The 11,205-nt window shown below is 62.2% G+C and carries 14 protein-coding genes and 1 pseudogene; 7 read left to right on the top strand and 8 right to left on the bottom strand.

The features are described from left to right. The first annotated feature begins 364 nt into the window (after positions 1–364). Positions 365–1,231 (top strand): alpha/beta hydrolase, encoded by an 867-nt coding sequence (locus ABID97_RS18485; RefSeq protein WP_354399874.1) that lies wholly within the window; start codon positions 365–367, stop codon positions 1,229–1,231. Between the two features lie 99 nt (positions 1,232–1,330). Here the strand turns inward: ABID97_RS18485 and ABID97_RS18480 are convergent. The 8 genes and pseudogenes from ABID97_RS18480 to ABID97_RS18445 form a co-directional block, all read right to left on the bottom strand. Next, positions 1,331–1,432, bottom strand: a pseudogene (locus tag ABID97_RS18480) (transposase domain-containing protein); the annotation flags it as partial. 82 nt (positions 1,433–1,514) lie between these two features. After that, positions 1,515–1,895, bottom strand: a complete 381-nt coding sequence (locus ABID97_RS18475) for a tyrosine-type recombinase/integrase (protein WP_354399873.1) — start codon at positions 1,893–1,895, stop codon at positions 1,515–1,517. Then, positions 1,888–2,517, bottom strand: coding sequence for a tyrosine-type recombinase/integrase (locus ABID97_RS18470; RefSeq protein ID WP_354399872.1), 630 nt, complete (start codon positions 2,515–2,517; stop codon positions 1,888–1,890). The genes ABID97_RS18475 and ABID97_RS18470 overlap by 8 nt, the downstream gene beginning before the upstream one ends. Next, positions 2,514–3,440 carry a tyrosine-type recombinase/integrase gene (locus ABID97_RS18465; protein WP_354399871.1) on the bottom strand — a complete coding sequence of 309 codons (927 nt, stop codon included), beginning with the start codon at positions 3,438–3,440 and terminating at the stop codon, positions 2,514–2,516. The genes ABID97_RS18470 and ABID97_RS18465 overlap by 4 nt, the downstream gene beginning before the upstream one ends. Further along, positions 3,437–4,681 (bottom strand): site-specific integrase, encoded by a 1,245-nt coding sequence (locus ABID97_RS18460; protein ID WP_354399869.1) that lies wholly within the window; start codon positions 4,679–4,681, stop codon positions 3,437–3,439. The genes ABID97_RS18465 and ABID97_RS18460 overlap by 4 nt, the downstream gene beginning before the upstream one ends. Positions 4,682–4,717: 36 nt before the next feature. After that, positions 4,718–5,197 carry a transposase gene (locus tag ABID97_RS18455; RefSeq protein ID WP_354399868.1) on the bottom strand — a complete coding sequence of 160 codons (480 nt, stop codon included), beginning with the start codon at positions 5,195–5,197 and terminating at the stop codon, positions 4,718–4,720. 191 nt (positions 5,198–5,388) lie between these two features. Continuing rightward, a complete protein-coding gene (locus ABID97_RS18450; protein WP_354399867.1) occupies positions 5,389–6,012 on the bottom strand; it encodes a hypothetical protein in 624 nt (207 codons plus the stop codon). A gap of 151 nt (positions 6,013–6,163) precedes the next feature. Next, entirely contained in the window at positions 6,164–6,538 is a 375-nt protein-coding gene (locus tag ABID97_RS18445; RefSeq protein WP_354399865.1) for a helix-turn-helix domain-containing protein, read from the bottom strand. A 168-nt stretch (positions 6,539–6,706) separates the two neighbouring features. Between ABID97_RS18445 and ABID97_RS18440 the strand changes: the two genes are divergently transcribed. The 6 genes from ABID97_RS18440 to ABID97_RS18415 all read left to right on the top strand — a co-directional run bounded on the left by ABID97_RS18440 (position 6,707) and on the right by ABID97_RS18415 (position 11,198). After that, positions 6,707–7,120 carry a zinc ribbon domain-containing protein gene (locus tag ABID97_RS18440; protein ID WP_354399864.1) on the top strand — a complete coding sequence of 138 codons (414 nt, stop codon included), beginning with the start codon at positions 6,707–6,709 and terminating at the stop codon, positions 7,118–7,120. Between the two features lie 86 nt (positions 7,121–7,206). Continuing rightward, the gene (locus ABID97_RS18435) at positions 7,207–8,076 is read left to right on the top strand and encodes a toxin-antitoxin system YwqK family antitoxin (RefSeq protein WP_354399862.1); all 870 of its coding nucleotides are present in this window, start codon (positions 7,207–7,209) and stop codon (positions 8,074–8,076) included. Between the two features lie 233 nt (positions 8,077–8,309). After that, positions 8,310–8,657, top strand: coding sequence for a DUF2958 domain-containing protein (locus ABID97_RS18430; RefSeq protein ID WP_354399861.1), 348 nt, complete (start codon positions 8,310–8,312; stop codon positions 8,655–8,657). Between the two features lie 108 nt (positions 8,658–8,765). Beyond that, positions 8,766–9,224 carry a hypothetical protein gene (locus tag ABID97_RS18425; protein ID WP_354399860.1) on the top strand — a complete coding sequence of 153 codons (459 nt, stop codon included), beginning with the start codon at positions 8,766–8,768 and terminating at the stop codon, positions 9,222–9,224. Between the two features lie 170 nt (positions 9,225–9,394). Continuing rightward, positions 9,395–10,393 (top strand): DUF932 domain-containing protein, encoded by a 999-nt coding sequence (locus tag ABID97_RS18420; RefSeq protein WP_354399858.1) that lies wholly within the window; start codon positions 9,395–9,397, stop codon positions 10,391–10,393. A 226-nt stretch (positions 10,394–10,619) separates the two neighbouring features. After that, the gene (locus ABID97_RS18415) at positions 10,620–11,198 is read left to right on the top strand and encodes a YqaJ viral recombinase family nuclease (protein ID WP_354399857.1); all 579 of its coding nucleotides are present in this window, start codon (positions 10,620–10,622) and stop codon (positions 11,196–11,198) included. The last annotated feature ends 7 nt before the right edge of the window (positions 11,199–11,205 follow it).

Raw genomic sequence — 11,205 nt, 5'->3', positions numbered from 1 at the left:
GCCAGGCGCAGTCGCACCGGGCTTTTTTCATTGCGGGCCCACATGCGAGAAAGCCCGCCGCGCGATGCCACGGGGATCTTCGCATCCGACGGGCAGCGATGAGCGTGCAGTTTTCCTTGCGAGCTCCTTCGGGATGTCGGAAATGGCGGTGACGAGCGCTCCTTGTGGTTTGCCGGCGTTCACAGGCGCCAGTGGAAGGCCGCATGCCGGACACAGGCAGGATCGCTGCTCATTCGCGACCTCCGGATCGTGGATATAACGCGCGGCACCTGTCTCGTATGCGGCTGGTCGTTCCATCTTGACGAATTGATGTCTCTGGAAGCCGTCGGCTAGACTTCGGCCGTCCGCCAAGAGGAGACATTTGATGCGTGAAAACAAAGCCTCTGTGATCTCGCGCAAATTGCGCCGCTCCTGCGCTGTAGCGCTTGGAGTTTTGGCTGGAGTAACTCTCGCAACACCACCACGAGCTGCAGAAGACCCGACGAACCAGGTCGCACCACCGAACGCTTTGGTTTACCGGAGCATTGCCGGTCGCGATCTTCGAATCTTCGAGTTCCCCCCTGCAGACGCTGCGGGTAGTGCGCGGCCCGCCATCCTCTTGGTACAAGGCGGCGCATGGTCGCGCGGCAGCCCCGAACAGCTCTTCAGATCGGCGCGATACTTTTCTGAAAAAGGGTTTGTATCCGTGGTTCTCGAGTACAGACTGGCGGATGCAACGAATTCGCCAGTCGAATCGTTCTCGGACGTATGCTCCGCGCTCGCTTTCCTGAGAAAAAATGCCGGCAGGCTTGGCCTTTCGCCATCGAGGGTTGCACTGTGGGGAATCTCGTCGAGTGGCCAACTCGTGGCGTCTGCCGCGACGGTTGGCTGCGATTCTGCAGAGGGTAGCTCTGGCAATAGTGGTCCCGACGCAATACTGCTCGTCTCGCCCGTAGTGGACGCCGTCTCAGACGGGTTGTTTCGTGATCTGATGAAAGGACACGGAAAGCCTTCGTCTTTGTCCCCCACACACACTTTGGCCAGAAGTATTGCTCCGACTCTCATCATGCAGGGCGACGCAGATCAAACCACCCCAATCGAGCGGAGCAGGGTGTTCTGCGAGCGAGCGCGAAGCTTAGGAAGCCGGTGCGAACTTATCGCTCTTGAAGGACAGGGGCACGTGCTTGACAGGCCAACTCGAGACGGCGTCCTGGATCGTCAGGCTAGGTTTCTACGAGAGATATGGCAATGAGATGGATGAGGTCCAATAAGACTGCTCGCAGCGGCGCTTGTTGTCGACCCTGTACGGCTGCTCTGGACCTCTAAGCTGCCTCTGAGCTGCTCTGCCAGAGTGCGGAAGCAGCTTGTCGATGCGGCTGTTCAGTTGCGTGGGTAGGCGGGTGAGCACGTCCTTTAGATAGGCCCACGGGGCATGGCCGTGCAGCTTGGCAGATTACGCCGATCGCCGAACTATGCCAAGTGGGCTCGCCTTCTCCGGTAGTCGGCCTGTGATCGGTTCGGCATAGTTCGGCCACTCACAGCGTCTCGAGAAAGGCGAGCAGATGATCGTCTGGACGGAATCGGAGTCGTTTGTGTTGCTTGTACGGCTCGAGCTTTGCCAGAGCTGCCTCTTTGAGGGCGAGGTGGGCATGAAGGTAGGTCTGCGTGGTCTCGATTGATTCATGACCGAGCCACAAGGCGATCACCGAACAGTCGACGCCCGCCTGCAGGAGCTCCATTGCCGCGCTGTGCCTCAGGACGTGTGGTGATACGCGCTTGGACGCCAGCGATGGGCATGTCTTGCTGGCCACGCCCAGATGTTTAGCCAGCAGCGACTGGACGCTGTCAGCGCTGAGCTGGCCGCCGTGCAAGCTGGGGAACAGGGCGCTGGCGCCGTGCCGCACCGGCTCATTCACCCACGCCTGAAGCGCGATTCGGGCGTATCTGGTAAGTGGCGTACACCCGCTCCTTGCGGCCCTTGCCCACACACCGCACATGCGCACCGGTGCCGAGATGAATGGATTCCCGGGTCAAGCCAATCAGCTCTGAGAGGCGCAAGCCGGCCTGGGTCGCGAGCAGCAGCAATGTGTGGTCGCGGCGGCCGAGCCATGTAGTTCGATCGGGCGCGGCGAGGACTGCTTCGATCTCGGGACGCGTCAGAAAATGCACTTGACGCTTGTCGTGTCGTTTGCTCGGTATCGCGAGCACGCGCTGGATGAGGGCGCTGTGCGCCGGCTCCTCGAACGAGACAAACCGGAAGAAGGAGCGGATGGCAGTCAGGCGCAAGTTGCGTGTGACGACGCCGACACCGCGCTTCGTCTCAAGATCACTCAGAAACTCGCCGATGAAGGGCGCGTCCAGCTCATCGAGCGTCAGGGCCGATGGTGTCTTGCGAAGCCTCACCTGCGCAAACATGAACAGCAACCGAAACGTATCTCTGTAGGAAGCGATCGTGTTGGGGCTAACGTTGCGTTGACGCATGAGTCGGTCGGTAAAGTAGCGCTCGATCAAAGTGGCGACGTTGCAGCCGGGCTTCATGGTTGGGCCTCCCAGCGTCGGTCGAGGCGCTGCGCCGCCTCTTGCATCAACTCCGGACAGGCCGAGAGGTACCAATAGGTGTCCCGCACGCAGGTGTGGCCAAGATAGGTGGAAAGTGAAGGGAGCTTGTTCTCGACGTCGAGGCCTTCGCGATACCAGCTCAGCAGCGTGCAAATGGCGAATCGATGCCGGAAGTCATGCACGCGCGGTCCCGCACGATCGCCAGGACGCCGCAGGCCAATCTCACGCGACAAGCGCCAGAAGACGCGAAGAACGTACTGATGCAGCAGTGGTCCGCCTCGCTCCGCAACGAAGAAGTGGGGGTCGCGGCGCGTTGTTAGATGGGCATCGCGCCGTTGTGCGTAATTGCAAAGCGCTGTGCTTGTCGTTGGATGCACGGGTACGAGTCGAGACTTCCCAAACTTGGTCAATCGAATCGTCAGCACACCGGCGTCCAGGTCAACATCGTCACACTTGAGGCCGATCGCCTCGGACAGACGCATGCCTGTTACCGCGATGACGCCGAACAGACAGTGGTAGGTCCAGCGGCGCAGTGCGCCTGCTGGCGGCAAAGACAGGGCGGCCGCCAGCAACGCATTGACCTCTGCATCGCTGTAGACGTAGGGCTTGGCGCGCTTCAGCCCTGGCAGGAGGCCGGCCGGGGGCACTTCCGTCCTCGGATCGATGTTTGCGATGTGGCGCGCGAAGCCGCGCACATCTGTCAGCCGCAATGCCCAGGACGCATGCCGATCGGGCGGTAGTGTTGCCCACTCCATCGCAAGCTTCGTGGTGATGGTCGTGGCCTTGCGCTTCTCCATGAAGGAGACGAAGTCGGCGAGCCGTCGCGTCTGGTGCTGGTATTTGTATCCGAGCCCCTTGCGCATGCTCAGGTAACGCTCCAGCGCCGAATGTAGATCCGTCATTGCGCGCCTCCCGGCCACGGTAGGCTCAATGTGCGGAGCGCCTCGATGTCTACCTTTGCGTAGATCCGGGTGGTGTCGTGGCTCTTGTGCCGCAGCAGTTGGCCGATCTCCGACAAGGTTGCACCGGAGTGCAAGAGCTCAGTGGCGAGGCTATGCCGGAAAATATGGGCACCCTGGTGCGCGTACCCGCGGATGCCGGCGCGCTCCAGAGCGGTCTTGGCGATCATCGTGATCGCGCCCCCAGAGCAAAAGCCGACGTGTGGAGCAAGGCTGCGGAGAAACAGTTCACGACAGGACGACTTGGGTCGGCCGTCACGTAGGTAGGCGACCACGGCCGCGCCGACGTCTGGTGCGAGCGGCATCCTCGCGCGCTGCCGGCCCTTGGCGCGAACAAGCATCTCGCCAGCTCTCCAGTCGACGTCATCCAAAGTGAGAGTGGCGACCTCATCGGCCCGCAGGCCGAGCTTGGACAGCACCATCAAGATGGCGTAGTCACGGCGCCCTGTCGGGGATGCCCGGTCACAACCATCCAGCACCCTCTGAACCTGCGCTGCAGACAGATAAGTCGGAAGACTCGCGAACTTCCACTGCCTGATGGAGGGCACGCAGCCGGCCAGCGCGTGTGGATTCAATCCTGTGTGATGAAGGTATCGGAGAAATGCGCGCAGCGACCAGCACATCGCCTTGGCGGACCTCGAGCTCCAATCCTGGGCGTGACACTCGACATAGCGGATCACATCTTCCTGCTTGATCTTGCCGAGATCGGTAGCGCCAGCGGGGCAGACTTCACACAGAAACCGGCGGATCGCGGGCAGGTGGTGCACGATAGTCCTCGCCGTCAGACCGCGCTCGCTCCGCAGATAGTCGCCAAACTCCGCGAAGATCTGCTCTTGCGGTGTGTTGACCGAGACCGCCGCCGGCGCAATCGTGCCGGCGGTGCGCAGAGTCAACAGCCACCGCTTCAGCGCTGCCCGGTCGCCCAACTGGATGGACTGCTTCGCTCCTTGGTGCCGCAGGTAGCGCTCCACCATGCGCTCATCAAGGTTGGCCAGCCTGGCCCGATGGCTTGCCATCCAATCCAGGAGATTGCCGACCACGTTGAGGCAGCGCCAAGTGCCGATGCGCGACAGCCCGACTTCGACGAGACGTGCTGCATAAAGCTCGACAAGTTGCCCGTGGGCGCCGTTCTTGAGGCGCCGGAACAGCCGGCTCCTCTCCAAGTACTCTTGCGTAATCGTCATCGTGCTCTCCGTTGTTGAGGACGGAGGCAGGATGAACTATGCCGAACCGATCACAGGCCGACTACCGGAGAAGGCGAGCCCACTTGGCATAGTTCGGCGATCGGCGTAATCAGCGTTATGCCGCACGCGGCATAAGGCCGACTGCACCAGGCTCATGACGATCGCGGCGCGCTTGAACTCAAGACGGATCTCCTCGGCAGCAACAGCAGCGACCGCCGGTGCGGGCGCCGGCGCTGAGGGCGACGGTAGCGGGGGCAACGAGAGCGCGATGAACTGCGGTGCCGACTCGGCAATCGTCGTCGACGTTGCCGGTGGAACTGGACTCGCCCCGCGTCCGCGTCGCCATTGATGCACAAGGTTGTCGTTCAGCTGGAACGACAGTGCAACCGCCGCGACCGAAGCTCCTGGCTCTGCGCAGGCGGAGAGAACCTGCGCCTTGAACTCTGCGCTGTGACGGCGCCGTTGCTTCGGATTGACGTTCATTGATGATGTCCAGCTAACATAGATGGACAGCATGGTCTCCGGCTTGGCTTCAGTTCTCAAGGTGGGGCAACTGGCCGCTTACCCTGTCTCGGCATCATGGGCCCACTTCACTGGTACTGAAATTCCATCGCTCGCACCGATGCTGGTCGAGCCCTTCATCTCCACGCGCCATCCAGCGGACATCATCTCCGCATCCTCTGGTTCCTCGCCCGTTCTTGAGCCCGTCAGCCGTAGCTCTTTGCCAGTTGGACGGCTTCGCGCAGCTCTTGGATCGAAAGCTTCTCTTCCGTGTCGAGTTCGCCCGCCTCGAGCATCGTAATGACCTCGTCGACCTTCTTGCCGGTCAGAAACTGTGCGGCAGAAAAGACCGTGATGCGATGGGCTTGCTGCAGCAGGCGGCCTTCGTCCTTCAGTATCCGCGTTCTTTCCTCGTCCATGGCGCGATGCACACGCAACACCGCACCGGCGCAGTCAATGGTCTTCACGCGCCGTTCCTCCAGTTTCATGGCTGCGGCCGTGGCATAGGGAAGATAGCCGAGCAGCGCACCGGCATGGCGTTCACCGAAGGCTGCGAACCGATCCGCAACCAGGCTGTCCCCTCCCAGTGAAGACACCTTGATCACGCGATCGCGTGCCTTGCTGGCAATAGTCGCGGCTGCTTCCGCCGCCTGTCGATCTGTCCAGGTAAGCAATGGAACCGCATGGGTGCCTTTGGCGGACCAACGACCCGTCACGTTCAGGAACCTGTAGTGCTGACCACCATGGCGTTGATCCTCGATCGCAGCCGAGCCGTGCCCCGCATGCTCGATCACGAAGAAGGATTGATAAAGATGATTCGAAGTATCCATCGCCCCATTCTGTCTTTGCTTAGGCCACAAATGCCTTTGGCTCGGGCTTAGAACCCGCAACTGGCGACCATTCAAGCCTCTCTAACCTTCGTGGAAGTTGTATTGCAGAAATTTTCAGACCTATATGACTGAAGTGAGCACGTAGGAGAGTTCAACTCCTGCCAGAGGGTTTGCGCGCAGGCTTTGCGGGTTTGTTCAGGATTGCCTGGTTCTTCCTGCGCAGCAAACCGCCTTCCGATGTGGGCGCGTTCGTAGCAACGATCCCTTCGAAAAGCACAGGCAATGTCGTCCCCAAGCTGTGGCAGAGGGTCGCCAGGGTCATCAGGGAGGGGTTGATGTAGCCGCCTTCGAGCTTGGAGATTCGAGACCGTTCGACCTCCGCATCGAAGGCCAGCGCTACTTGGGTCTTGCCCGCAGCAAGTCTGAGTTTTTTCAAGTTCTTTCCCAGCGCCAGCGTTACCGCGTTTGGCAGTGTTCCGATCGCGGGTTCTGGTGAAGGGGTTGCTTTTCGACTGGCGGTTTTCATCGCCGTTGAGGGTCAAGAAATGTGCACCTCAGGGAAACGTCTTAAAGGACGCATATGAGAAAATGTGTTCTATAAGACATATTTGCGCTGGTTTGAGGATCTGCGGCCTGCAGATCGACAGGGGAGCGCTGCCGAGAACCAACTTCGTTTACCACCAGGAGATTTCCGATGACCAACTTCGTCCACTGCCGCGGCTGCGGTCACCAGATTCACGAAACCGCCCCCACTTGCCCCAAATGCGGCGCACCACAGGTGATCGCGGCGCAGGGCCCGCCAAGCGCGATGGCTCCGCTGGCATCGCTCTCGAGCGCCTACGGCCAAATCCCCTGGTATCGTCAGCGTTGGGCCTTGATCTGCATCTTCTTGCTGTTCGCGCCGGCCGCCGCCGTCATTGCCTGGAGCGGAGAGATCTATTACCTCGCGCGGGGCACCGTGAAGGCCTTTCCCAAAAGCGTGAAGGTCGTCATGACCGGCATGGCCATCTTCCTGTTGATCGCCGCGGGCTCCGACGAGGAGGCCTTGCAGGGCGCTGCCGGCATGGTGCTCATCGGCATGGCCATCGGACTGTCGCTGCGCAAGTGAGCGAGGCGCTTCCGCACCTCGTGTCCGAGGAGGGCGGCCCTCTTGGCCTTCGGCCGACATCCAAATTCAGCTTCCCAGGAAATCACATGCAAACTTTCAATCCCCTCATTCGTGAGCTCATCGCCATTTCCGGCGCCATCGTCTTTCTCAGCGGTTGCGGAGAATCCATCGACGCCCGACAGACGCAGGTTGTCAACGGTCTCATCTACAAGCGCAATGCCACTGATCCCTTCACCGGCACCCTCAAGAACTACCAGGGCATGGCTCGTTATGCGACCGGCTGCGAGGAGCCCACCGAAGTGCCGGTCAAGGACGGCCTCTTCGACGGAAAAATCACCTGCACCACGCAAGGCAGGAAGTCAGCGGAACTGGCCTTCAACGAAGGCAAGAAGCACGGCGACTGGCGAGTGTTCAATGATCGAGGCGAGGTCTACATCCAGGTGGGCTGGGACAACGACCGGAGAGACGGCATCGACAAGCTCTACGGTCCTCATGCCATCAACCCTTCCGAGCCCATCCGCGATCTGGTCTGGAAGAACGGGAAGCAAACCGGAACCGTCATCGACGACGGATCGTTCATGGTGTTTCGCTACCGCGATGGCCTGCGGGATGGAGAGCAGCTGGAGTACGGGGTGCATGGCGGCTCCAAGCTGTACCTGTACAAGAAGATCAACTTCGTGCGCGGACAGGCGCAAGGGATCGCCCAGGTCTTCAATCCACAGGGTCAACTGGTCCAGGAAGAAACCTATGAAAACGGCGATCGCGTTTCCGTCAGGGATGTGGGCAACCCCAAGCCTGCGGCCGAAGCGAAGCCACGTGCCACCATGACGCTTCGCGAGTGCGTGGATAGCAAGATCGCAGCGGTCCACAAAGCGGAGGGCGAAGACGCCATGATCCGCGCCGACACGCTCTCCGAGTTCGAAACGAACTGCACTACCGAACTGATCACAAAGTAGGGTCGGGTCGCCGAGTCGATTGGTATGGCCCGATCGGCCAAGCGCCAATCTACTCGACGATCCACTCAACGAAGCCCCCGCATGGGGGCTTTTTCATGTCCGTCGTTTCATGACTGCTCGGCGACGGGCAGAGCGGCATGCCACGTTCCGATCCGAGGGCAGTACCCCTCCGATCTTTCCTCGACATCCCGGCTGTCTCCATCCGTTCACCAGCCATTCACCCAGGAACTCCCTTGGATCTCATCACCACCGAACTGCGCCAGCAATTGTTGGCCAACGGCGAAGCCTCGCGCGCCAACCCTCACTTCGATCCACATCCCGTGGTCAAGTGGTTCAGCCCCTGTGGCGCCGCCACCTGGCTCATCACCGAGCTGGATCCCAACGACGAAGACACCGCCTATGGGTTGGGCGATCTCGGAATGGGCAGCCCCGAACTCGGCCATGTGTCGGTGCGCGAACTGACGTCCATCCGGCTGATGCGCGGCATGCTGGGCATCGAGCGTGACCTGCATTGGAAGGCGAACAAGCCCTTGAGCACGTACGCGCGCCTGGCGCGGCTTGCAGGCCGCATCGTCGACTGAGATTTTCCCGCCCCAGAACAGCCCGGCACGACCATGCGGTCGGCTGGGATTTTTGCCGTCTGTCCTGTCACTTCGCTTCCATCCACCTCTTGCAAAGGATCTTTCCCCTTGTCCTACATTCAATGTCCCCCATGCGGCTCGGACCGCATCGAAACCCGAGACGTCGCCCAGCGCACCGGCGGCACCCTGGGCGGTCTCGCCGGCGCTGCCGGCGGCATCGCAGGTGCGCTGCGCGGCGGCCGCACCGGCTTCGCCCTCGGCATGGCCGCGGGCCCCATCGGCGGAAGCGTCGGCACCGTGATCGGCGTCATTCTTGGGGGCCTGGGCGGCGGCGCGCTCGGCACCGAAGTCGGTGCCATCTTCGGCCGTGTGGTCGACGACCGTGTCCTGAACAACTGCCGCTGCATGGCCTGCGGCCACAGCTTCAGCGGCCGGCGGGGTGCCTCCGAGCCTCCGTTCTCACCATCGCCTCCGATGTCTTCGGGACCGTCCGGATCACCGTCCGGCATGGGACCCGAGCACGCGGACTTCGAGGACGATCACGATCCGGACTTCGATCACCTCTGATCCTTTGCCCGCGCATCCATGCCGTCTCCGCTGCGGCGTCGGGCATTGCTTTTTTCCTGAGCCCTCGCTCGCGCTCACTTCCCCTTCGTACGCGCACGTGCCCCAGCGCATCTCTGCGACTTCACGCGCAAAGGCTTCGTCGCGTGCGTCTTTCACTCAAGCAATCATCCATGGCACATCTCATCGAAACAATGGCCTTTACCGGCGACACCCCCTGGCACCTGCTGGGCCATCGGCTCCCGCCCAAGCAACCGATCGACGTCTGGGCCCGCAGCGCTGGCATGAACTGGACCATCCGCGAAACGCCCGTGCGCTACATGACCGAGGGTCCGGAGACAGCCCCGGCGCTTCAGACCCTCGAGACCTTTCAGGACCAGAAGGTGCTCTACCGCAGCGACACCCACGCCCCCCTGTCCGTCGTGAGCAGCCGCTACCAGGTCGTGCAGCCCCGGGCCGTGCTCGAGTTCTACCGCGACCTCACCGAGATCGGCGGCTACGAGATGGAAACGGCGGGGGTCCTTAAGGCCGGACGCAAGTTCTGGGCACTGGCACGCACCGGTAAGCAGGCCGTGCTCAAGGGCTCGGACATCGTCGACGGCTACCTGCTGCTCGCCACCTCGTGTGATGGAACCCTTGCCACCACCGTCACCCCGACGACCGTTCGGGTGGTCTGCCACAACACCTTGTCCATTGCGTTGGACGGCACGAGCAACGCGATTCGGGTGCCCCACAACACCCGCTTCGATGCCGACGCTATCAAGCAGAAGCTGGGGATCGCCGTCTCCCAGTGGGACCACTTCATGCACCGCATGAAGCAGCTGTCCGAACGCAAGGTCAAGGGCAAGGAATCGCTGGACTACTTCCTGAGCGTGCTCTGCGGACCGAATGCCAATGAGGTCATTCGCGAGCAGGGCAGCACTGGACAGCTCGGCCTGCCGCACGACCGTGCCCTGAAGACAATGCAAGCCCTTTACGAAGGCAGGGGACGAGGCGCCGAGCTCGCAGCCGCCAAGGGCACGGCGTGGGGCCTGCTGAACGCGGTGACCGAGTTCGTCGACCACGAGCGGAGGGCCCGCAGCCGCGAGTACCGGCTCGACAGCGCCTGGTTCGGCCAGGGCGCGGCGATCAAGCAGCGCGCCCTCGATCGCGCACTGCAGCTCACGTCCTGATCCCTTCCGCAGGGCATTTTCATCACCCCCCGTCCTCCCCTTAGGGGCCGCTCTCCTTCATGAGGGCGGTCCTTGTGCCGGTTGGGGCACGGAACCTTCAAAGGAAAACATCATGGTGAATACAGGTGCGGAGCGTCTGAGAACACCGCGTGCGACGGCCCGCCCTCTGCTCCAGTTGGTCGAGCCTCCGCCGACGCGGGAGCCTGGCCCTCATCGCTGGCCCCATATGTGTGAGACCGGCCTCGGCAACCTCGACGCCGCCGCGGCCCTCGGCCAGGATCCCTTCAAGTCTCAGGTCCGCCTCTGGATGGAGAAGACCGGCCGGCAGGACCTGCTGCACCCCGTCCGGCTCGAGAGCGACAGTCACGCGTACTGGAGCCGGTTGCTCGAGCCGATCGTGGCGGCCCACTACACCCTGCGGACCGGGCGAAAGGTGAGGCGCGTCAACACCACCGTGCGGCATCCCGAGCACCCCTGGATGTCCGGCACCGTCGTTCGCGAAGTCGTTGCCTCCTCCGAGGTCCAATTGCTCGAGTGTTTGTCGGTCGGCATGCAGATGGCCCCTCTGTGGACCCTGGGCGTTCCCGAGTACATCCGGCTTCGGGTCCTGCATCAGCTCGCCGTCACGGGTGCGCAGGCCGCCGATGTGGTCGTGCTGCTGGGCGGCCAGGACCTGCAGGTCTACCGCATCGAGCGCCACGCGTCCGAGATCGCGCGGCTCATCCGGCAGGAGCAGGCGTTCTGGCGCCATGTCGAGCGCGACCAAGCGCCGCCCGCGGTGGACGACGACGGAGCAGTGCCGTGAGCGTCCC

Source organism: Variovorax sp. OAS795, assembly GCF_040546685.1.
Lineage (GTDB): Bacteria > Pseudomonadota > Gammaproteobacteria > Burkholderiales > Burkholderiaceae_C > Variovorax.
Note: the sequence above shows the minus strand (reverse complement) of the source record. Positions and strands in the feature narration are given on the sequence as shown.

Excerpts from the sequence above, each read along its gene's own strand:
- ABID97_RS18465 (WP_354399871.1), bottom strand. The coding sequence starts at position 3,440 with ATGACGGATCTACATTCGGCGCTGGAGCGTTACCTGAGCATGCGCAAG.
- ABID97_RS18470 (WP_354399872.1), bottom strand. The coding sequence starts at position 2,517 with ATGAAGCCCGGCTGCAACGTCGCCACTTTGATCGAGCGCTACTTTACC.
- ABID97_RS18440 (WP_354399864.1), top strand. The coding sequence starts at position 6,707 with ATGACCAACTTCGTCCACTGCCGCGGCTGCGGTCACCAGATTCACGAA.
- ABID97_RS18450 (WP_354399867.1), bottom strand. The coding sequence starts at position 6,012 with ATGGATACTTCGAATCATCTTTATCAATCCTTCTTCGTGATCGAGCAT.
- ABID97_RS18415 (WP_354399857.1), top strand. The coding sequence starts at position 10,620 with ATGTGTGAGACCGGCCTCGGCAACCTCGACGCCGCCGCGGCCCTCGGC.
- ABID97_RS18460 (WP_354399869.1), bottom strand. The coding sequence starts at position 4,681 with ATGACGATTACGCAAGAGTACTTGGAGAGGAGCCGGCTGTTCCGGCGC.
- ABID97_RS18435 (WP_354399862.1), top strand. The coding sequence starts at position 7,207 with ATGCAAACTTTCAATCCCCTCATTCGTGAGCTCATCGCCATTTCCGGC.
- ABID97_RS18445 (WP_354399865.1), bottom strand. The coding sequence starts at position 6,538 with ATGAAAACCGCCAGTCGAAAAGCAACCCCTTCACCAGAACCCGCGATC.
- ABID97_RS18455 (WP_354399868.1), bottom strand. The coding sequence starts at position 5,197 with ATGCTGTCCATCTATGTTAGCTGGACATCATCAATGAACGTCAATCCG.
- ABID97_RS18485 (WP_354399874.1), top strand. The coding sequence starts at position 365 with ATGCGTGAAAACAAAGCCTCTGTGATCTCGCGCAAATTGCGCCGCTCC.
- ABID97_RS18420 (WP_354399858.1), top strand. The coding sequence starts at position 9,395 with ATGGCACATCTCATCGAAACAATGGCCTTTACCGGCGACACCCCCTGG.